We start from the raw sequence: 20,451 nt of genomic DNA on the forward strand, positions 1-20,451 counted from the left end.
ATTTAGTTGTCGCGGCGAGCGGCGAGCAGCGCAGCACCGATGAGCGCGATGACGGCGAGCACGGCACCGAAGCCGGGCGTCGTCGACTCGGTCTCAGTCGGCGTCGCGGTGTCGTCGCCACCGGAGTCAGACGGCGTCGCGGTCGCGGTGGCCGTCGCAGTGGCCGTCGCGGTCGCGGTCGCCGTCGCAGTCGCGGTGTCGTCAGACGGCGTCGCGGTTGCAGTCGGCGTGGCCGTGGAGGCCTGGCCGACCTGACCGTCAGCCGTGACGTCCTCGCCGGGGCCGCGGACGGTCACGCTGAACGTGTCACCCTCGGACTGGCCCGAGAAGTTGAACGACGCGTTGTACGTGCCGTCAGCCTGCACAGTCACGGTCTCCGTGTTGAAGAACCGTGGCTGGGTGTCGCCCGTGGAGCGGACGCGGATGGTCAGCTCGGTGCCGGGCGCCAGGTTGGTCGTTCCGGAGATGACCTGGTCACTCGAAGCGGAGACGGAGACCGGGTCAGCGTCGAGCTCGGTGTCGATGGACTCGACCTCGAACGTCGCGTTGACGGACTCCTCGTCCTCTTCCTCGTCGGACTCGAGGAGACGGTCGTCAGCGACCGTGAAGGTTGCCTGGAACTCGTCGCCCGAGGCAACATCGACGGGGTCGCCGTTACGCGTGACGTTCAGTTCGTTGGAGCCGGTGTCGACCGCAACGTAGTAGGCACCGTCGCCCTCGATGAGGGTGACAGCGTCACCGGAGTCAAGGACGTTGATGACCTTGGGGTCACGGTTCTGGACCGGGTTGGTCTGCTCGACAGTGAGGGTCAGGTTGCCGTTAGTGACTGCGTCACTAAGGCCGCCCTGAGCCTCGACGACACCCTCCAGGCCGGTCGCGGTGACCTGGTGGATGACGTAGTCGCCTGCGGTGATGGTGTCGTCCTGCGTGACGGCACCGTCCTCGATGAGCGACACGACGTCACTCTCAGTCACGCCGTCTTCACCGTCAGCGTCCAGGTCGGCGCCACCGGGCGCCGTCCAGAGCTGCATACTGTCGGTGCTGCGCTCAGCGAAGAACAGCGTACCGATGTCCTGCGGCGAGTCGAGGACCGTTGCGGGGTCCTCGGACGTGCTGGTCGCGATCGTGTACTCGCCCGTCGCGAGGATCGCGCTGATGTTCGTCTGACCGGTGAGTTCCGCGGTGTCGTCGCTGCCCGCAGCAGAGACGATGTTGTCGTTGTCGAACGCGGTGGCGGAGCCAGCCGTGTACGTGTTGAACTCGATGGTGACTTCGCCGTCGTCGTCACCGTCCTCAACACTGATGTTCGCCTGGTAACCGTCCTCGTCCTCGTCCCCGACGACGACCGTCGCGGAGGAGGCAGCACCGTCGAGTTCGACCGTGATGTTAGCGATGTCGCCCTTCGGGACTTCGACGTTGCCGTCCTGGAAGTTCGACTCGCCAGCACCGACGTCGATCACGGTGACCGACGCGGAGTCCGAGACACCAGTGTCCTCGACCGTCGAGGTGATGGTGTAGTTACCTGCGTCCATACCGGAGAAGTTCGCGGTGAACGAGTCAGTCGCGGAGCCAGCGACAACGAGTTCGTTTTCGTCGTCGTCGTCAGCATCGCGGACGTCGCCCACGCTATCGCCACCGAGAATGTCCTGAAGGTCCTCAGCGTCGACGTCGTCGCCGTCGTACGTGGCCTCAAGGACGTGGTTGTAGTTTGCGCGGTTCGAGTCAGCCTCGAACTCGACTTCAACGTTGTCGCTCGGACCGGAGTTGTCGACCTCGTCCTCGCTGAAGGAGACCGAGAGGTCCTGCTCAGCGAGTTCGAACGGGTAGGTGTCCGTACCGTCCGTGATGAAGTAGGAGCCAGTCTCGCGACCCTCCGTGCTGAACGTAACGTAGCCGTCGGGGCCAGTGTTACGCTGCGAGATGAGGTCGGAGCCGTCACTGGTGTTGCGGCGGAGCGTCACGTCGACGTCGTCACCGAACTGCGAGGTGCCGACAGACTGACCGGCCCAGACGACAGGCTCGTCGGTGGTGCTGGTCAGGTTGACGTCAGCGGAGCCAGACGTGGACACCGCTTCGATGTTGAGCGTCTGGACTGCAACGTCATTGATGTCCGCGTTACCGCCGTCCGTAACGGTGAGGTTCGCAGACGATTGCGTGTCGCTCGCGACGTTGCCCCAGTCGACGGTTGCGGTGAAGTTCACCGTCACCGTCTGGTTGGTCGCGCTGGTGTCAGGCGAGATGTCGAACGTCACCGCGTTGTTCGAGCCACCGCGCGCGTCCGTCAGGGACGGACCACCAGTGGTCGAGATCGAATCGCCGGAGGCGTTCGTGATCTCGAAGCCGCTTGTGCTGGTGATCTCTGCCTGGGAGGGCAGCGACACCGTGAAGGTGTCCGTGTTACCGTCGTCACTGATGTTCTGTACCGTGAAGGAAACGTCGTGAGTCACCGTCGTTCCTTCGGTCACGTCCGTGTTGGTGAACGTGTTAACCGACGGTGAGTCGGCCGCTGCCGCTGTCCCGGTGAACGCGACGGTGCCCGCGAAAACGGAGAACACCATCAGCGCCGCCAGGATCAGGGCGCGGATCTTCTTGTTATAGTCTGTCATAGTTTGCTTTGGATTGCATCGCACCGCAAGCGGCAACCCTCGCAACCGACTCCTTCCGCAGACCTACGCCACAGCCGAGACCGCCCCGGCGTGACTTGGAGTGATTCACGCGAGCCACCATGGGTAGGGGTACGTCGAACCTTTCCAACGTCTCCGGTAAATACTTTGTGTGGTTCGCCGAGGTGTGTTATTGGTTCTCAGTGTCCCTGCTGCCTGTTTTCAGGCGATCGACGGATCGAGCCACAAAACACATATACAAATAATATACTTCTCACTCAGTAATCACGTATATTCCACTCAGCCAGCGAGTAGCTAAATGTGTTTAACGGGGGTCACAGCTGCTTATGACGCAATTTGGACCGAATTGGGAATCATCTTGAATGCCCGCTGGTACACTCATCGTGGTTGTCCGTGTTCTCGGAGCTCGACCACTGTCGGGTGGCCATCAACGCGGACGAACCTCACCATTACCTCTTCCACAATCGGATCTAACGGGTCATACTCGCTGTAGCGCGAGTTTCAAGCCTGCAGCGGCGTCGAATCTGTGATCACAGTCGGCGAACGGCCCCGGAAGAGAGTAAGAGCAGACTCGAACATCGAAGTGTGGGAGTGGTCGGACACAACAGCCTGGGTGGAGCAAATACCCCACAATTCGGGCCTAGCAGGCCTGTACGCGCACTCTGCGCCCTGGAGTTAGTCGGTGTCGAGGGGCCTATCGTGCGTGCAAATAGTTTCACAATCGGTTCTCGTCTATCGATTCCAACGGTAGCAGTTCCAGCTTCAACGCCGAGGTCACGGGCAATCCTCACCCGCAACGAGCGACCCCGTCAGCGTGAGCGAAGTCGGGTGCGTAGGTGATGTGAAGCGATCCCCGAGTGTCGATGTCGCTCTTCGAAGGTCGGTAGTTCTGTCTTGCATCGCTTGCCTTGGGTGGCTCCGCCAGATGGTTCTTCATCACTCTCTCTTGCACCGTCCCTGGCCTGCTCTTCCGGCGATACACATCGATTGTGATCCCTAAGCAACGAACGGTATGAGTCGTAGAGCCCGTTTCACGCCGATAGACTGACTCTCACCGATTGTGACAATCAGGTTCTCGTGCCCGCCTGACCGTGCCTCGCCTACTGCAGCGAGTAGTGTGCGATCGAGCGTCCACACAGCGGACACCCGTCGACCCGTGCGGTAACGGTCAGTCCGCAGTGTCGGCACTCGTAGTAGTCAATCGCTTCCCCCCGTGTCTCCCCAGCGGTGTGCATCTTGAATGAGCGGTATCCGGGTGGTACAATAATCCTTGAGGACCGTTTCGGATAGTTTCGGACAGCAATCTGGGTCGCAACGGACGAAACAGTCAGCGAAAGAAACAGGTGTTTGGGAGTCACTCGCGGCTGATCCCGGCAGGTGCAGTGATTACCGTTCGATCAGTTCGATCTCGTGGCCGTCCTGGTCTTTCGTGAACGCGTAGTTGTGATTGCAGGAGTCAGGGTCGCGGTAGTCCTCGGACTCGCGGGTCATCACCGCTTCCCAGTCGTCGTCGAGGTCGTCCACGCGCACGCAAAGATGCCCCCAGGCGTCGCCCATCTCGTAGGTGCGGCCGTCGTAGTTGTAGGTGAGCTCGACAGCCATCTCCTCAGGCGCGGCGTCCTCGGGCTTCATGAAGTAGTTCGCGAACGTGTCGGCCTCCCAGCGGCCGGTGTGTTCGTACTCGAAGGTGCGCGTCCAGTAGCCGAGCGCCTCGGTGGCGTCCTCGACGCGGATCATCGTGTGATCGATGGACCAGCGAGCGCCGTGGTCGCGCTCGACGATCTCGATCTCGTGACCGTCGGGGTCTTTGACGAACGCGTAGCCGGGGTTCTCCTCGGGCGGGCGATAGTCCTCGACGCCCTCGTCCATCAGTTCCGCGTACGCCTCCTCGACGTCCTCGACGCGGACGGCGATGTGGCCCCAGGCGTCGCCCATCTCGTAAGAGTGGTCGCCGTGGTTGTAGGTGAGTTCGAGGATGGCACCGTCCTCGTGCATGTCCTCGGGCCCGAGGAAGTAGTTCGTGAAGTCGCCGCCGTCCATCTCTCCTTTCACCTCGTAGTCGAGATGTGTCGTGTACCAGTCGATAGCCTCCTCGTCGTCTTCCACCCGCATCATCACGTGGTCGAGCGTGTACGCCATACGCGTGACAACTCCCGCGGCGTCGAAAAGCGTACCGAACGGGGAACCGCCCGCGGCGACGACGCCCCCGGCACAGGGTTTTCTTCACGGCGCGTCGTACGCCTGGCATATGCGTCCCCGCAGCAGACGCTCGGTGCTGGCGGCAGCTGGCGCGACCCTCCTGGGAGGCTGTCTCGGCGGCGGACCCGCGACCGAGACGGCCGACCCGACCGCCACGGCCGGTTCGACACGAACGCCGACCGCGACCGAAGCGACCGCGGAACCGTTCGACGGCCCGCCGCCGCTGGGTCGCGACGCCGTTCCGGAGGGTGCCGCGGCACCCCCGGCGTTCGCCGACGAACATACCTTCGACGGCTCATTCTCGAACGCGACAGATGTCGCGCCCCGCGGCGACGGTGCCTCCGTGTTGCTCACGGGCCAGTGGGGCGGGGGCACGACAACCGCCACGCTCGTCGACGTGACCGCTGACGGACGGCCCGGCGAGCGCATCGCCGTCGAGGACTTGCCCACCAGCGAGATCCTGTTCCACCGGCATCTCGGTGATAGAACGGTGGTCGGAGGGTACCGGCGCGACGACGACACGTTCCGCACGTGGCTCCGCGGGATCGAAACCGGGGCGCGCGTCTTCGAGACGGACCTCGGTGAGCGGACGGTCGTCTCTGACGTCGCCGTCGTCGACAGCACGCTCGTAGCCGCCGGGGTGAAGCAGCCCCCGGACGACTCCAACGGGAACGGCGCAGCCGTCCTCCTGTGGGTCGATGCCGACGGTACCGTCGCCCGTCGGGTCACGTTCGACACGCCGGATGCCAACGAGCGGTTCTGGGCCGTCACGCCCACGACGAACGGCTACCTCGCGGGGGGCTCCCGGAGCGACGACGTGTGGGTCGTCGCCGTCGACCACGAAGGGACCCGACGGTGGGAGCGACGAGTCCGCCGCGGCACCGAGTCGTACATCGTCGAGGGGCTCGCCGTCGGCGACACGGGAACGTACGCCGTCGCGAGGACCGAACAGTACGCGACGGGTGACAACCACGTCCTGCTGTTGGCCCTCGATCCCGGGCGCGAGGGGGCCGTCGAGTGGACGCGCGTGTTCGATCCGAACGCCGACGAGACAAGGCCAGGCGAGTTGTTCCCCGCGGCCATCGTCGACGACGGCGGCCCGCGGCTGGCCGGCCACACCCGCGGGCGTATCTGGCTGGGCGCGACCGATCCCGACGGTGCCGTCCGGTGGGCGGGCTACCATCGGTTCCGTGCAGACGAGCACCTGCAGGCGCTCGCTAGCGTCGTCGACGGCCGGCTCATTTGTCACGGCCGGAGTGGATCCTATGACTCGGACAGCTCGACGCCGACGCCGTGGGTGGGGTGGCAGTAGGCGCCAGTAGATCGGGACCAGGTCGAGATCGTCCCGCCGATTACGGGGGCGAACGCCGTCCAGCCAAACGCGCGTTCGGACGATGCTCGACCCCGACTGACCCTTCAGCACTCGGTAGCGCGGAGCCTCCGTCCTCAAGCGCGAGCGAAGCGAGCGGTAGAGCGGAGAGGAAGCGCGTTCGTGAAGGTTTAACAACGCCCGCGACGTACCCCGTGGTACTGCCGTCCTCGCACAAGCCGGGGTCGGGAAGAGCCACCAGTGAACTGGCTCCTGTGGTGCGATTCCAACGCACCCTGTACTCGGGAACGACGACCGCGAGCGGGTTCGACTCCCGCCCCTCAGTTGAGGGCAGAGCGTGAGAACACCGGGAATTAAATCGGCGGGACAATCCACGCGGACGGTCGAAGGTGGGCCTGAAAGCCCCCGCCCGAAGCGTGGACGGTAAGAGGAAGCCGGGCCGCGCCCATGCACGGGGTCGCGGGGCACAATGTCGGTTCGGTAAAGCCCCGTCCTCAAGGAGTGACCGACCGCCGCAAGGCGGGAGGGAGCGAGTAGGGCGGGGTAGTTTACAACCGCTTCTTGCGCTTCTCGGGGACGTACCCGGCGTCGACGCGGGCCATCACGTCTGCGGCGTCGTCGTGGGTGAACGTCGGGGGTTCACTCAACGAGAAAGTGTCCGCACGCGTGCCCGTCTCCCAGCGGAGCGCCGCCCCCGAGACGCCACCGGAGAACGGTGCCAGCGAGGGGCCGTATCGCTCGGCGAGTGCTTCGAGGAACGCACCGCGCGTGGCGGCCAGTTCGTCAGCGTACTTCGGCTTGCTCTTGTTGCGAGCGATGCCTGCGAACCACTGGTCGTTCTCGCCGTGGCGAACGTTCCAGAGGTGCGTCGCGAAGCGGTAGCGCAGGCGAGCGGTGTCGCGCAGCGCCTCGGTGAGCGCCCTGTCGAGTAAGCCCCCCTCATCGCCGGGCGTGTAGTCGAGAAACAACACGTCGCGGTTGATGCGCTTGAGGACGCTCGTATCCAGCAAGTCGAGACACAGGACGCCGTCGCCGTCGCGGACGCGCATCGTCGGGTGGTCGCCGCTCGTGTCGACGACGCCCGTTCGGGGGCCGACCGCGAGGCGATACGCCGCTCGCAACGCGAACAGGTGGAACCACTCGATTCGACCGCCGCGTGCGGCCTCGTCTGTGAGCGGTGGGGAGAACGTGTCGCCGTCAATGACGCGCGTCGGCGTCGCGTCCGGGGCCGGTGCGAGCGTCACATCGTCGCCGTCGGCGTCACAGTCGTCTGCACGGTACTCTCGGGTGCGGACGCCGTTCGCGAGCGTCGGGATCACGTCGACGGCCATCGGCACGGCGAGGAACGGTTGGACGAGTTTGTGCGTGACGACGTACACGTCTGAGGTGGCGAAGGGGACCACCGTCTCACCGAGTTCAGCGAGACGCGCCTTCATCACCGGGCCGTCGGCGGTATCGAACCAGTGCGGCGGCGCGACGGGCCCGTCGAAGTGCGTCCGGCGGACGTACTGGCCCATCCGGTCGACGAACTCGTCCGGAACGTCCACGCCGACGCGGTACCCCTTGAACCACCGCTCACCAGTCCCGCGGCGGCTTTGTTGGAAACACACGAGCGCGTCGGAATCCATCTGATCGGATGAAGCCAGCCGGGTACTCATAACGCTTCGGCGCTAAATGTCACGAGTGATTCTCGCGCGGGCGCAAGCGGACGGCCGAGCACGTGCCCGCGAGCCACAACCCGACCGAGGCGACGGCTTTTGGACCCCGGGGACGTGGCACCGGACGTGTACTCCCGACATCACGCCACAGTCTCTGCTGTCGTCGCTGCTGGACTCCTCATCGTTCTGCCGCTGGGGTCGACGACGGCGGTGACGGCGGTCGCGTGGCTGACGCTGACCGCCGCGGGCGTGCTCATCGACCTCGACCACTTCCTCGTGGCGCGACTTGTCCGGGGCGATTGGAAGAATACCCGGCGGGCGTTGGCGAACCCGCGTGCGGCCGTCGTCGACCAGTCGGCGCTGTTCGATGCAGGCGACCTCTGGCCGCTCGAACGACTCCTCAGTCACGCCGTCATCGTCCCCGTGGCAATCGCCGTGGCGTGGGCCACGGGTGGCGCAGTCGGAGACGCGGTCGATCCCGGGATGACCGCGAACGCGGCCGCGATTGCGATGGCCGTCGTCCTCTACGTCCACGTACTCACCGACCTCGTGTGGGACGTGTGGCGACAGGACGGCTACCACGAACAGGTCCGTGAGGTCGGAGACAACCCACGACGCGCGTGAGCGGCGACTCCGGCGGTCACGCCCCCAGCGCTCACGCCCGCGTCCACACCGCATACCGCCACGTGGCCACCGCCCACAATGCGAGCGTTCCGACGGGGTACTCCGTCCGAAGCGGTTGGATGCTGAACTGGAGCGCGATGGCGGCGTTCAGCGCACCCGCGAGGACGAGCAAGCCCGCGGTTACGCGGGGATCCTCTCGGTCGCGAAACGCGAGCGCGGCCGATACGAGTGCGAGCAACCAGCACATCGAGGCGAGGGCCCAGCGGTACAACAGCGGATATTGCGAGAGCGCAAAGTAGGTGGGGAGCGGTCGGGGGTAGACGATCGGCGTGAACGAGAGGCCCCCCCACGCGAACCGGAGAAACGGCACGCTACTGGCCGAAAACGTCTGGACGGACCACGGAACGAGTCCACACAAAAGGACCGCGAGGAAGATCCGACGGGGTGTCGCTCGCGGTAGGCGCGAAGAGAGCCGAGCCACGTTACTTGCGAGCGACGATACGGAGGACGTCCTCGTCGGCGAGTTCGTGGCCCTTCCCCACCTGCTGGTCGTCGTGTTTGGCGGAGTCGCCGGAAACACGGGCGAACTTGAACCGCTCGTCGAAGCTTCCACCGAGTTTCGTACAGGCGTCGCCGACGGTGTCGCCCTCGCGGAGCACCAGCGGTTCCTCGTAGTCGACGCCGCGGCCGGGCTTGTCCATATAGATACGGATGAGGCCGAGTGAGTCGAAGATGCGTTCTCTCAGCACGTCGAGTCCCTTCTCCTCAACGGCGGAGATGAACGTCGCCTCCTCGGGGTCGAGGCCGTGCGAGCGGAGGTCCTCGTACACCGTCGGGAGGTAGTCCTCGTCGATGAGGTCGGCCTTGTTGACGGCGACCATCGAGGGGAGGTACTCCCGGTTGTCCATCACGCCGTCGATGAGTTCGTCGATAGTGAGGTCGTGCGGGATGGTCACGTCGGCGTTGACGAACCCGTGTGCGCGAAGGACGTCTTTCACCGTCTCCTCGTCGAGCGAGACGGTGTCGCGCATCGTCACCTGGATGCCGTCTTTGTGGGTCTTGCGGACGGAGATATTGGGTGGATCGGTGTCGAGGCGAACCTTGTTCTCGTACAGTTCGTGCCGGAGGCGTTCGTACTGGTCGATCTCGAACACCGAGAGGACGAACACGACGAGGTCTGCCGTGCGGACGACCGACAACACCTCTTTCCCGCCACCACGCCCACCGGCGGCACCTTCGATGAGGCCCGGCACGTCGAGGATCTGGATGTTCGCGCCGCGGTACTTCAGCATCCCCGGGTTGACGTTGAGCGTCGTAAACTCGTACTCACCGGTCTCGCTGTCGGCGTTGGTCAGGGCGTTGATCAGCGTGGACTTGCCGACCGAGGGGAACCCGACGAGTGCGACCGTCGCGTCGCCGGTCTTCTCGACGGCGTATCCCTGGCCGCCGCCGGAGGAGGACTGGTTCTCCAGTTTCTCCTTCTTCTCCGCGAGTTTCGCCTTCAAGCGACCGATGTGCGCCTCGGTGGACTTGTTGTACGGCGTCTCGGATATCTCCTCGCGGAGTTCCTCGATCTCTTCCTCCAGTCCCATCGCTAGACGATGGGCCGTCCGCGCGTCTAAACGCTTCCCTTTGCGGACACCGCGCGGGCGTTGGCCGCCACGAGTCGCCGTTGCTCGTTCGTGGGATGGTCTGTGACTGCCACCGCGCCACTGACGCCGGAGAATCACGGGTGATACGTACTTCGGTATCACTATATCCCGCGGTGCCGCTGCCGAAACCAACGAGCGATGCCGGATCCCTCCCGCCTTCGTGATAGCACACAGATCGTCCTCCCGTGCGAGGAGTTAGACGGGATCAGGTCGTCCGTCGAGTCCGAGTTCACCGTCACCATCTTCTCGAAAGAGGACTACTGTCGGATCATCGGCAGCCCCGTCGAGATCAAGGCCCTCTCCGAGTATCTCGCCCGACACGGTATCACGCTCCCGTGAGTCGCTCTCTATCGCGCGGCGGCGAGGAGACAACGGCGACCGACAGGCTTTGAACGCGCAAGCCCGTGGGTGTGATATGGACGAGAACCCGGGGTTGAGTGAGGGGTACCGGCGGGCCAGTCCGTGGCCGCTGTTCATCGCGCTGGGACTGCCCATCGCAGAGGTGGGGATCCTCTTTGGACTGGTACCGCTCGCGGTCGGCGGACTTCTCCTGTTCTGTGGCTCTATCGCGGGGATGCTCCGTGAGGCCGAGTACACTGCTTCGGCGTGGCGGGCCCTGGCGGCGCTGTCGCTGTTGGTCGTCGCCGGCGGCGCGGCGCTGTGGTACGCGGACGCGACGACGCAGTCGGATCTCCTGATCCGTGCGTACTCGATGGTCGGTGCGGGCGCGTTGATGCTCCTCGCCGGCGTCGGCGGGGAACTGTTCGCTCGCGACGCCGACCCTGCGCTGTGAGGTGACCGGCCCCGCGACCAACGCGGAAATGGACAAGGTATTAGGCCACGCTGTGTAAGAAACGCATATGGCAGGTATCTTCGACAGGGACACCCTGCTGGATTTGACGGTGAACGTCATCCCGCTGGGTATCATCCTGTTCTTCGTCGTCGCATTCGTCGTCATCGACCCGTTCAGCGGCCTAGACTTCTACGGCCGCGTCCTCCAGATGGGACTGCTGGTGTTCCCGTTCGTCGCGCTGGTCATCCTCACGTACGTCTCGGGGAAGGCCATCGCGGGCGACGAGAAGCGCTCGGCCGTCTTCTTCCAGGGGCAGGCCACCCTCGAGGACGCGAAGACGAAACACGAGATCGAAGAGGAGATCGAAGCCGAGATCAACGGCGACGTCGATGAAGAGGCAACCGACGGCGACGACGCAGAGGCGACAGAAACCGCCGACGCGTAAGCCGTCTGACGGGTCGCGGCTCGCGACTCGTATCCTCTCTCGGATGAGTCGTTTCGAGAGGGTCAGATCCGGTCTGGAAAACCGGGGAGGGAACCCGAATCTTTCTTGTGTATTCGCCGCTGAAGCGTGTTTATGGAGATTACCGGCCAACTACTGCTGACGGTGCTCATGGGAGCGTTCCTCCTGGGTGTCGCAGCCTTCCTCGCGCGGGTCGAGGACTGGCGCTCGTACACCCCCTTGGGTGCCGGCGGCAGCGCGGTCGGCGAGTCCGGGTACGGTCACTCGGAGAAGCCGGCCGGCCTCATCCGCTGGTTCACGACGGTCGACCACAAGGACATCGGACTACTGTACGGCGCGTACGCAACAGTCGCGTTCGTCGTCGGCGGCCTGATGGTGGTACTGATGCGCGCGGAACTGGCCACGCCCGAGACGGACGTGCTCGCCTCCGCGACGTTCTACAACTCGCTGCTCACCAGCCACGGCATCACGATGCTGTTCCTGTTCGGGACGCCCATCATCGCGGCGTTCGCGAACTACCTCGTGCCGCTCATCATCGGCGCGGACGACATGGCGTTCCCCCGTATCAACGCCATCGCGTTCTGGCTCCTGCCGCCCGCGGCACTGCTCATCTGGGCGGGCTTCTTCCCCATCCCGGAGGTCATCCCCGCGCAGACCGCGTGGACGATGTACACGCCGCTGTCTGCCGGCGTTGGTAACGGGAACCAGATGAACGTCGGGGTCGACCTAATGCTACTCGGCTTGCACCTTTCGGGCGTCTCGGCGACGATGGGTGCGATCAACTTCATCGCGACCATCTTCACCGAACGCGCCGAGGAAGTCACTTGGGCCAACCTCGACATCTTCTCGTGGACCATCCTCACCCAGTCTGGGCTCATCCTGTTCGCGTTCCCCCTGCTCGGGAGCGCCCTGGTGATGCTCCTGCTGGACCGGAACTTCGCGACGACGTTCTTCGCGGTCGAGGGTGGCGGTCCCATCCTCTGGCAGCACCTGTTCTGGTTCTTCGGACACCCCGAAGTGTACATCCTCGTGCTGCCGCCGATGGGTATCGTGAGCTACGTCCTGCCACGGTTCTCCGGACGGAAATTATTCGGCTTCAAGTTCGTCGTCTACTCCACGCTTGCCATCGGTGTGCTCTCCTTTGGCGTGTGGGCGCACCATATGTTCGCGACGGGCATCGACCCGCGCCTCCGCGCGAGCTTTATGGCTGTGTCGTTGGCTATCGCCATCCCATCTGCTGTGAAGACGTTCAACTGGATCACGACAATGTGGGGTGGGAACATTCGCCTCACCGCGCCGATGCTGTTCTGCATCGGCTTCGTGAGTAACTTCATCATCGGCGGCGTGACGGGCGTGTTCCTCGCGTCCATCCCCGTCAACCTCATCCTGCACGACACCTACTACGTCGTCGGCCACTTCCACTACATCGTGATGGGCGCCATCACCTTCGCCGGGATGGCGGGCATCTACTACTGGTTCCCGCTCGTCACCGGACGCTGGTACCAGCGTAGTCTCGCGAAGGCGCACTTCTGGCTGTGGATGATCGGCACCAACATCACGTTCTTCGCGATGGTGCTGCTCGGCTACGGCGGTATGCCGCGCCGGTACGCCACCTACCTGCCGCAGTTCGCGACGCTCCACCAGATCGCGACGCTCGGGGCGTTCATGCTCCTCGTCGGCGGGATCATCTGGGTGTACAACGTGTTCGTCTCCTGGATGGAGGGCGCGCGCGTCGAGTCGGGCGACCCGTGGCGGCTGGACGAGACGAACCTCAACACCGCCGAGTGGGACTGGTTCGACGCCAAGCGCGAGACGTCGCTCGCGGCCACCGACGGCGGTGAAGAAGTGAAAGCTGACGGCGGCGAAGTCGTCGACGACGCGGACGATAGCGACGACGAGTAAGCGAACCGTCGCGCCGTCACTCCCGATTTCTTTTCTCTGCTCTCCGACCGAGGAGTGACGACGCTATCCTCACCGCGCGAAGCGTCACCGCCGTCGCTGAGACGATGCAGACGACGAACCGACGACTGCGCTACTGCAGAACGAGGATCAGGCCAGTCGCGAACATAAGCAGGGCGATGCTGCCGAGTACGATCCCGAGGAGGTCCTTGTCGCTCATACTACATCGTGGGGGCGCGAGGACAAAAGCCCCGGCTTCCCGACCGCTCGTGCCTCGCGAGCGCAACCCCTATTCAGCCGCCGCTCGAACTCCAGTCGTGACTGGATCGACCGACGCGCAGTCCGACAGTGGGGCGACCGGCGGGTCACGAACCCTCGACGGACCGCGGTTCGTCCTCGTGTTGTACGTCCTGCTCACCGCTGTCGGCGGCGTCGGCGGCGTCCTCGTCGCGACGTTCGTCGACGGGATGACTGCACCCGCACTGTACGGCGTGTTCACGCTCCCACCGACGGCGCTCGGCTTCGGCCTGTACGGTGCCGTCACTATCGCGACCGTACTGGGCGTACCGCTAGCGCTCGTCGTCTACGTGTCGCGTCGGGTCGACGACCCACACGCCATCGACGAGTGACGACGCGTCGGCGAACGAGAGCGTGTGGTGGCTCGCCTCCGTGTGCGGCACTCGCCCGCGGCGAAAGGACTAATCCCCATCCGTGAGTGGTGCGGCGTATGTACAACGTAGTACTCGGCATCGACGAAGACGAGGAGCACGCTCGCGCGGCCGCGGGCGAGGTAGCGAACCTGCCGGGCGACGGTAGCGAGGTGAAGGTGACGCTGGTTCACGTCTTCCAAGACAACCCCAGCGGCGCGTCCGCGACGCAGGTGGCGTCGGTCCGAGAGGCGCAGAAAGTGCTCGAGGAGGCAGGCTGTGAGATCGACATCAGCGAGTCCAGCGGCGACCCGGCCGACGAGATCATCGCCGTCGGCGACGAAGTCGACGCCGACCTCCTCGTCGTCGGCGGACGCAAGCGCTCGCCCGCAGGGAAGGCGCTGTTCGGGTCGGTCACGCAGACAGTCATCCTCAACGGCGGCCGCCCCGTGATGGTGACCGGCGTCGTCGACGCCGAGTAACTCCCGGGCTCACGTCGCGACCAACACAACCTCAGTTCTCTCGATTTTTCCGTGGATAGCGCCGCCGCTGTCGCATCGAGCAGTCGAAAAATCGAACGAGACGCCCGCGCCGTCTCAGAACGCGTCGTCGACGAGCGTCGCGACCGCCGCGGGCGACTGGTAGCCGGTCTCGGTAGCGACCGCCTCGCCGTCTTCGATACAGACGACCGCGGGTGCGACGTCGACGCCGAAGCGGTCGCGGAACGTCGGCGCTGCCTCGCCGTCGATGCCGACAACAGGCACGTCTGCGGGCAGTGAATCGAGCGTCTCGTCGAGTTCTCTCTTCATCTGCTCACAGGGGTCACAGCGGAGTCGCCACACGAACACGACCGCCCGTTCGTTGCTCGCGAGGAACGTCTCGACGTCCTCGTCGACCAGTTCGTCCATCCCCTGTGGGATGGGCGTTGCGGGGTCGATTTCGGTGACGATCGCCGCCATCGTCGCCCGTTCGACCGGGTCGGGGACGGGTTCGTCCTCGTCTTCGAAGTGCGCGCGAAGCGAGAGATACGCGACGAACTCCTCGCGCGTGACGCCCTCCTCGTCGATTCGGCGGACCGCCTCCGAGTACTCAAGGCCGAACGCGTCGGCGACGGCCTCGGTGAACTTGTCTTCCGGGAGGTCGCCGTAGCTCTGTTCGTACAAATCGAGGATGTCGTGCAGCGCCGACGAGATGCGCAACGTTCCGTCGGCGTCCTCGCGGATGGCGCCGACCTCGATGAGTCGGTCGAGCAACGCCTCCGTGTCCGGTGGTTCCGGCGGCGTGCCCGCGTTAGGCTGGTTCGCACCCACAGTTAGACACCCAGATAGCGTTCGCGCGTCTCCTCGTCGGCGCGCAGTTCTTCGGAGTCGCCGGCGAAGACGATGCTCCCCTGGTCGACGACGTACGCACGGTCTGCGATGTTCATCGCGGCGACCGCGTTCTGCTCGACCAAGAGGATAGTCGTCCCCGCCTCGGCGATACGTTCGATGGCGTTCTCGACCGTCTGGATGATCTGCGGGGCCAGTCCCTCGTAGGGTTCGTCCAGCATCAACAGGTCCGTATCCTGCTTGAGTGCCCGCGCGATGGCGAGCATCTGCTGTTCGCCGCCCGAGAGCGTCCCCGCCTTCTGTGAGGCACGCTCCTCCAATCGTGGGAACACCTCGTACACCTCCTCAGTGCTCATTCCGGGGTGGTCCATCGACACGTTGCGGCCGACGACGTTCGACCAGTTGCGTGCCACGTCCGAGAGGTGGAGGTTCTCGGCGACGGTGAGGTTCGGGAAGACGCGTCGCTCCTCGGGCACCAGCGAGATGCCGAGTGAGGAGACGTCTTCGGTGGAGTAGTCGGTGATCTCCGTGCCTTTGAACCGGACGACTCCGTCACGTACGTCCGGTGGCCGTGCGCCAGCGATAGAGCGCAGCGTCGTCGTCTTCCCAGCCCCGTTGCGGCCGAGCAGCGCACACACCTCGCCCTCCTCGACGTGCATCGAGAGGTCACGCAGGATGTGACTCTGTCCGTAGTAGGAGTCGACCCCCTCGACAGAGAGCAGGTGATCCCCTTCGGCCGCGGCCGCCGTCGCCTGTTCGGCGTGGACGGCAGCCGCCTCCTCGGCCACCGCGTCGTCGGACTGTGCGTCGGCCGACTGTGCGTCTGCGGACTGTACATCGGGTGTCTGCTCGGTGGGGTCGGAGCTCACAGCTCCACCCCCCCGAGGTACGCCTCTTGCACTTCCTCGCTCTGTTGAACCTCGCTCGGCGTGCCATCCGCGATGACTTGCCCGCGGTTCAACACGAGGATGCGGTCGGCGATCTGGAAGATGATCTCCATGTCGTGTTCCACGATGAGGATCGTGAGTCCGAGGTCCTCCTGAAGTTCCTCCACGAGGTCCACGGTGTCTGCGGTCTCGTCCGGTGACATCCCGGCGGTCGGTTCGTCCATCAACAGCAGTTCTGGCTCGGAGGCGAGTGCGATCGCGATCTCCAGTCGACGTTTGTCCCCGTACGGAAGGCTTCCCGCCTCCACGTCGGCGTCTCCGAGCAGTCCAACCGAGTCCATCATCTCGTCGGCAGTGTCGTGGACCGCCCCGAAGCCAGAGAGCCGTTTGAGGAAGTTCAGCTGGAAGGAGCCGTGCTCGGCGGCCAGCGCCGCGATCTCGACGTTCTCGCGCACGGACATCCCGGGGAATATCGACGCCGTCTGGAACGACTTCGAGACGCCCGCCTGCACCGTCTCGTGGGGTGAGAGCGTCGTGATGTCGTTGTCGTTGAACTCGACGGTGCCGGCAGTCGGCTCCAACGCCCCCGTGATGCAGTTGATGAGCGTCGACTTCCCGGCGCCGTTCGGGCCGATGACCGCGCGGGTCTCCCCGCGGTCGACCTCGAAGGACACCTCGTCGACGGCGACGAGGCCGCCGAACTGCTTGGTCAGTCCGTCAGTTCGCAGCAACGTCATTCCTGCTCACCTCCGTCGGTCGCGGCCGCATCACCGCTCTCCCCATCGGAGCCGCCGGTGAGCATCGCCACGAGGTCTGCGCCCGCGCCGTAGACGCCGCGCGGGAACACCCACACGATGAACACGAAGACGGCTCCGAGAACGAACCGCCACAGCGACCCGATAGAGCCGATGACGGGCAGGCTCACTCCGGAGATGACGTTGGCGACGTACTCGAACACGAGCGCCCCCAACACGGGACCGACGAGGCTCCCCGTGCCGCCGAGGACGGTCATGATGACGAAGTCGCCCGACTGGATCCAGTACAGCCCGGTCGTCGGGTGGATGTACTGCTCGTGGATGACGAACAGCGCACCGCCGACGCCGGCGAACACCGCGGAGATGACGAACGCCATCAGCTTGTACCGGAAGACGTTCAGGCCGACGAACTCCACGCGCTCTTCGTTCTCCCCGAGCGCCTCGAAGATGAGGCCGTACGGGGAATTGATGATCCGGTTGGCGACCCAGATGGCGACGAGGATCGACACCGCAGCGAACCCGTACATCACCGTGTACGAGTCCAGCAGCGGGATGGGCGTGAGCGTCGCGTCGAACGAGAGCGCGCCAAAGAACAGCCCATCCGCTTCGATGTTGGAGAAGCCGTTGTCGCCGTTGGTGAGCCACGATCCCGGCCCGAGCGCGTAGAAGTACAGCGCCTGGCCGAACGTCAGCGTCAGCACAGCGAAGTAGACGCCCGAGCGTCGGATCGAGACGAACCCGATCGGCCACGCGAGCAGCGTCGCCACGACCGTCCCGACGACGACCATCAACAGCGGACTCGGGACGACCTGACTGAACAGCGCCGCCGAGTACGCCGCCGACCCGAAGAAGGCGGCGTGCCCGAACGACAGCAGCCCAGTGTACCCGAGCAGGAGGTTGAAGCCGATGACAATGATGCCGTAGATGAGCACCAGCGACGGCAGACCGGTGTAGCCACCGATCGACACCCCGATCACGTCGCCGATCGTTCCCAGCACGTCGACGAGCAGGAACGGGAACACGACGAGCGCCGCCGCCGAGACGACCACGACGAAGTCGTCGCGCTCACGGAGTCGCGAGAGCGGGGAGCCACCGCCGGCCGGTTCCGCCGAGTCGGCGACTGCACCGCCGTCGGTCGCGAGTTCGTCGTCGGTCATTCGCCCACCTCCCCGGTGCCGAACAGGCCCTCGGGCCGGAACACGAGCATCAACGCGACGAACAGGTAGAGGACGATCTGTGCCCACTGGCTGTACGTCTGTGTCATCGCCGAGATGATCACACCCAGCACCATCCCACCGGCGATGGCCCCGCGGACGGAGCCAGCACCGCCGACGACGATGGTGAGGAACGCAGGAATCAGTGCCTGGTCGGTCCCGATCTGCGGGCTGACAGTCTGGATCGACGCGCCGATAAGGCCCGCGAACGCCGCCAGCGCAGCACCGAGCGCGAACACGAGGCTGTACGAGCGGTTGATCTTAATCCCAAGTAGTCGGACCATCTCGGAGTCACGCGTCCCCGCTTGGACGACGAGACCGAAGTCGGTACGCTCGATCGCCAGGTACGTCAGGCCGATGACGGCGAACGCGATGACGATGATGAACAGCCGCCACGATGGGAACAGTCCCACGAACGGCAAGTTCACCGGCTGGGAGACGTTGAACCCGAACAGCGTCGACGGCGCGATCGACTGGAAGGTGTTCCCGCCGATGACGTTCTTCACCGTCTCTTCGACGATCAGCGCGAGGCCGAACGTCACGAGCAGTTGGTCGGTCTCCGGCCGGTCGTAGAACGGTTCGGCGACGAACCGTTCCATAAGTAAGCCGAGGGCGAAGCCGGCGATCGGAACGATCACGATGGCAGCCAGGAAGCCGCCCTCGAAGCCGAGCGTGGTGATTCCAGCGCTGTACAAGAACCCGTTCGTGAGCGTCGTCTCCTGAAAGACGATCAGTCCCACGTACGCACCGACGAGATAGAGCGCGCCGTGTGCGAGGTTCAAGAACTCCATCGTCCCCAGGATGATGGTGAGGCCGATGCCCAACAAGGCGTAGATAGCGCCCTGCTGAAGCCCGTTGAGGAGTATCGATGCGATCTCGGACTGTAGGAGCAACATTATCGTTCGTGTAGGTGCGGCGTGGTCCGCATGTGAGTAGTTATCGGTGGTGACATTCGTTAGCGTGGTCCGTTCTATCTTTCAATAAGGTGCCGATACGGGACGGCGATCAGTCGCCGATCACTCGTCGCCGTACTCGCCCAGTTCACACTCGGCGGCTGGGCCAGCATCGCACGCGTAGCCGATGTCGTCGCGCGAGGTCTGAGAGACGATGTTGAGCAGTTTGTCTTCCGTCTGTTCTTCCTCGCTGGCACCCTGCATCACGAGCACGTCACGCTGGGCCTGGTGATCACACCCGCGCATCGTCTCGTCACCGAGACCGGCACCGCTGAACTCGTAGTCCTCGAGCGCACGGATGACCTCCGGCGGGTAGAACGTCTCCGCCCGCTCGACGGCGGCGGCGTACTGGAGCGTCTGCGTGTACGCGATCCGCGCCCCGTAGCTGGGTGCGCGGTTGTGTTCCGCGCGGTACGCCTCCACGAACGACTGGGAGGCGTCGTCTTCTAGCTGCCAGTTCCAGTCGGCCGTGCCGAAGATCCCGTCGATGGAGCCACTGGCCGCCTCGGCCATCAGCCGGTTGTACAGCGGGACGACGATCTCCATGTCCTGATCGAGGCCTTGCTCGATAGCCTGCGGGAGAGAGTTCGCCGCGTCCAGTCCGTAGTGGTTGAGGACGAGGACGTCCGTCTCGTCGCGCGGCACGTCCGACAGGTACGACGAGTAGTCGGAGGTGCCAAGCGGCGTCGGCACCGACTCGATCTGACTCCAGCCGCCGACCTCGGTGAAGAACTGCTCCATCGAGGCCTGCTGAGTCTGTCCCCACGAGTAGTCTGCGTACAGTTGATAGAAGTTCAGGCCCTCGCCGTACTCGTCGCGGAGCACGGGCGCGAGCGCCTGCCCCGTCATATACGCATTGAACATCTCACGGAAGGAGTAGCGGACACACTCGCTCCCGGTCGTGTCGTTCGAGTGCGTGATGCAACACTGGAACAGGACCTTCTCCTCTTGACACAGCCCCTGCACCGCGATTGCGACACCCGAGGACGACCCTCCCGTGATCATAATCGCGTTGTCACGGTTGATCATCCGCTGTGCGGACTGGCGGGCGGTGTCGGGGTCGGTCGCAGTGTCACCTTCGACCGACGCGACCGTCTTGCCGAGGACGCCGTCGCCCGAGAGGCCGTCCCACTCGTCGACCCAGCCGCCGCCGTTGTTCAGGTGCTCCTTCGCGAGGTTGTAGCCGCGAAGTTCGTCCGCACCCTCCTGGGAGTACGACCCGGACTGCGGGACGTTGAAGCCGAAGACGACCTCGTCGCCCTCGACGGGGTAGTTCCCCAGCGCCGGATACTCGGAGCTTCCGCCGCCACCCCCAGTACAGCCAGCCAATCCTGCGAGTCCTGCTACACCTGCCGCACCGGACGTCTTGAGCACATCACGCCGCGTGAGTGTGGTGGTATCCCGTGCCATGTCAAAACCCGTGAA

At 64.7% G+C, this 20,451-nt stretch carries 19 protein-coding genes; 8 read left to right on the plus strand and 11 right to left on the minus strand.

The genetic code is table 11. The features are described from left to right. Positions 1-2: 2 nt before the first annotated feature. Positions 3-2,606 carry a BGTF surface domain-containing protein gene (locus P0D77_RS00820; RefSeq protein ID WP_277554229.1) on the minus strand — a complete coding sequence of 868 codons (2,604 nt, stop codon included), beginning with the start codon at positions 2,604-2,606 and terminating at the stop codon, positions 3-5. 1,404 nt (positions 2,607-4,010) lie between these two features. After that, complete coding sequence (locus P0D77_RS00825) at positions 4,011-4,763, minus strand: VOC family protein (protein ID WP_277554231.1); 753 nt, start codon at positions 4,761-4,763, stop codon at positions 4,011-4,013. Positions 4,764-4,872: 109 nt separating this feature from the next. Between P0D77_RS00825 and P0D77_RS00830 the strand changes: the two genes are divergently transcribed. After that, positions 4,873-6,135 carry a hypothetical protein gene (locus P0D77_RS00830; protein ID WP_277554233.1) on the plus strand — a complete coding sequence of 421 codons (1,263 nt, stop codon included), beginning with the start codon at positions 4,873-4,875 and terminating at the stop codon, positions 6,133-6,135. A 566-nt stretch (positions 6,136-6,701) separates the two neighbouring features. Here the strand turns inward: P0D77_RS00830 and P0D77_RS00835 are convergent. After that, entirely contained in the window at positions 6,702-7,781 is a 1,080-nt protein-coding gene (locus P0D77_RS00835; RefSeq protein WP_277554235.1) for a hypothetical protein, read from the minus strand. A 156-nt stretch (positions 7,782-7,937) separates the two neighbouring features. Here P0D77_RS00835 and P0D77_RS00840 point away from each other — a divergent pair, with 156 nt between their 5' ends. Continuing rightward, positions 7,938-8,435, plus strand: a complete 498-nt coding sequence (locus P0D77_RS00840) for a hypothetical protein (RefSeq protein WP_277554237.1) — start codon at positions 7,938-7,940, stop codon at positions 8,433-8,435. 31 nt (positions 8,436-8,466) lie between these two features. On the opposite strand, the gene P0D77_RS17760 is transcribed toward P0D77_RS00840, so the two are convergent. Together P0D77_RS17760 and P0D77_RS00850 are read right to left on the minus strand one after the other, a co-directional pair. Then, positions 8,467-9,015 carry a DUF8050 family protein gene (locus P0D77_RS17760; RefSeq protein WP_490396532.1) on the minus strand — a complete coding sequence of 183 codons (549 nt, stop codon included), beginning with the start codon at positions 9,013-9,015 and terminating at the stop codon, positions 8,467-8,469. Next, a complete protein-coding gene (locus tag P0D77_RS00850; RefSeq protein WP_277554240.1) occupies positions 8,918-10,027 on the minus strand; it encodes an OBG GTPase family GTP-binding protein in 1,110 nt (369 codons plus the stop codon). Before P0D77_RS00850 ends, P0D77_RS17760 begins: the two co-directional genes overlap by 98 nt. A 198-nt stretch (positions 10,028-10,225) precedes the next feature. On the opposite strand from P0D77_RS00850, the gene P0D77_RS00855 reads away from it, so the two are divergent. From P0D77_RS00855 to P0D77_RS00880, 6 genes are all read left to right on the plus strand, one after another. Then, a complete protein-coding gene (locus tag P0D77_RS00855; RefSeq protein ID WP_277554241.1) occupies positions 10,226-10,426 on the plus strand; it encodes a VNG_1110C family protein in 201 nt (66 codons plus the stop codon). Between the two features lie 76 nt (positions 10,427-10,502). Next, complete coding sequence (locus P0D77_RS00860) at positions 10,503-10,880, plus strand: DUF7541 family protein (RefSeq protein ID WP_277554242.1); 378 nt, start codon at positions 10,503-10,505, stop codon at positions 10,878-10,880. Between the two features lie 67 nt (positions 10,881-10,947). Further along, positions 10,948-11,325, plus strand: a complete 378-nt coding sequence (locus P0D77_RS00865; protein ID WP_277554243.1) for a DUF6684 family protein — start codon at positions 10,948-10,950, stop codon at positions 11,323-11,325. 168 nt (positions 11,326-11,493) lie between these two features. Beyond that, positions 11,494-13,245: a cbb3-type cytochrome c oxidase subunit I gene (locus P0D77_RS00870; protein ID WP_277555827.1), complete on the plus strand. Its 1,752-nt coding sequence runs from the start codon at positions 11,494-11,496 to the stop codon at positions 13,243-13,245. Positions 13,246-13,559: 314 nt separating this feature from the next. After that, complete coding sequence (locus tag P0D77_RS00875) at positions 13,560-13,871, plus strand: DUF7520 family protein (protein WP_277554245.1); 312 nt, start codon at positions 13,560-13,562, stop codon at positions 13,869-13,871. A 98-nt stretch (positions 13,872-13,969) separates the two neighbouring features. Further along, the gene (locus P0D77_RS00880) at positions 13,970-14,371 is read left to right on the plus strand and encodes a universal stress protein (RefSeq protein WP_277554246.1); all 402 of its coding nucleotides are present in this window, start codon (positions 13,970-13,972) and stop codon (positions 14,369-14,371) included. Between the two features lie 114 nt (positions 14,372-14,485). Here the strand turns inward: P0D77_RS00880 and P0D77_RS00885 are convergent, their stop codons facing one another. From P0D77_RS00885 to P0D77_RS00910, 6 genes are all read right to left on the minus strand, one after another. Further along, positions 14,486-15,199 (minus strand): thioredoxin family protein, encoded by a 714-nt coding sequence (locus P0D77_RS00885; protein ID WP_277554247.1) that lies wholly within the window; start codon positions 15,197-15,199, stop codon positions 14,486-14,488. A gap of 2 nt (positions 15,200-15,201) precedes the next feature. Next, positions 15,202-15,939, minus strand: a complete 738-nt coding sequence (locus P0D77_RS00890) for an ABC transporter ATP-binding protein (protein ID WP_277555829.1) — start codon at positions 15,937-15,939, stop codon at positions 15,202-15,204. Between the two features lie 143 nt (positions 15,940-16,082). Next, positions 16,083-16,841, minus strand: coding sequence for an ABC transporter ATP-binding protein (locus P0D77_RS00895; protein ID WP_277554248.1), 759 nt, complete (start codon positions 16,839-16,841; stop codon positions 16,083-16,085). After that, complete coding sequence (locus P0D77_RS00900) at positions 16,838-18,016, minus strand: branched-chain amino acid ABC transporter permease (protein WP_277554249.1); 1,179 nt, start codon at positions 18,014-18,016, stop codon at positions 16,838-16,840. The genes P0D77_RS00895 and P0D77_RS00900 overlap by 4 nt, the downstream gene beginning before the upstream one ends. After that, the gene (locus P0D77_RS00905) at positions 18,013-18,966 is read right to left on the minus strand and encodes a branched-chain amino acid ABC transporter permease (protein WP_349770105.1); all 954 of its coding nucleotides are present in this window, start codon (positions 18,964-18,966) and stop codon (positions 18,013-18,015) included. Before P0D77_RS00905 ends, P0D77_RS00900 begins: the two co-directional genes overlap by 4 nt. Positions 18,967-19,089: 123 nt before the next feature. Then, on the minus strand, positions 19,090-20,436 hold the full coding sequence (locus P0D77_RS00910) for a substrate-binding protein (RefSeq protein ID WP_277554251.1): 1,347 nt from the start codon (positions 20,434-20,436) through the stop codon (positions 19,090-19,092). Positions 20,437-20,451: the final 15 nt, after the last annotated feature.

It is taken from the genome of Halobaculum limi (assembly GCF_029490015.1).
Lineage (GTDB): Archaea > Halobacteriota > Halobacteria > Halobacteriales > Haloferacaceae > Halobaculum > Halobaculum limi.

Bases quoted from the DNA above. Each gene is read 5' to 3' on its own strand.
- P0D77_RS00820 (WP_277554229.1), bottom strand. From the start codon at position 2,606: ATGACAGACTATAACAAGAAGATCCGCGCCCTGATCCTGGCGGCGCTG.
- P0D77_RS00825 (WP_277554231.1), bottom strand. From the start codon at position 4,763: ATGGCGTACACGCTCGACCACGTGATGATGCGGGTGGAAGACGACGAG.
- P0D77_RS00830 (WP_277554233.1), top strand. From the start codon at position 4,873: ATGCGTCCCCGCAGCAGACGCTCGGTGCTGGCGGCAGCTGGCGCGACC.
- P0D77_RS00835 (WP_277554235.1), bottom strand. From the start codon at position 7,781: ATGGATTCCGACGCGCTCGTGTGTTTCCAACAAAGCCGCCGCGGGACT.
- P0D77_RS00850 (WP_277554240.1), bottom strand. From the start codon at position 10,027: ATGGGACTGGAGGAAGAGATCGAGGAACTCCGCGAGGAGATATCCGAG.
- P0D77_RS00855 (WP_277554241.1), top strand. From the start codon at position 10,226: ATGCCGGATCCCTCCCGCCTTCGTGATAGCACACAGATCGTCCTCCCG.
- P0D77_RS00860 (WP_277554242.1), top strand. From the start codon at position 10,503: ATGGACGAGAACCCGGGGTTGAGTGAGGGGTACCGGCGGGCCAGTCCG.
- P0D77_RS00865 (WP_277554243.1), top strand. From the start codon at position 10,948: ATGGCAGGTATCTTCGACAGGGACACCCTGCTGGATTTGACGGTGAAC.
- P0D77_RS00870 (WP_277555827.1), top strand. From the start codon at position 11,494: ATGGGAGCGTTCCTCCTGGGTGTCGCAGCCTTCCTCGCGCGGGTCGAG.
- P0D77_RS00880 (WP_277554246.1), top strand. From the start codon at position 13,970: ATGTACAACGTAGTACTCGGCATCGACGAAGACGAGGAGCACGCTCGC.
- P0D77_RS00895 (WP_277554248.1), bottom strand. From the start codon at position 16,841: ATGACGTTGCTGCGAACTGACGGACTGACCAAGCAGTTCGGCGGCCTC.
- P0D77_RS00900 (WP_277554249.1), bottom strand. From the start codon at position 18,016: ATGACCGACGACGAACTCGCGACCGACGGCGGTGCAGTCGCCGACTCG.
- P0D77_RS00910 (WP_277554251.1), bottom strand. From the start codon at position 20,436: ATGGCACGGGATACCACCACACTCACGCGGCGTGATGTGCTCAAGACG.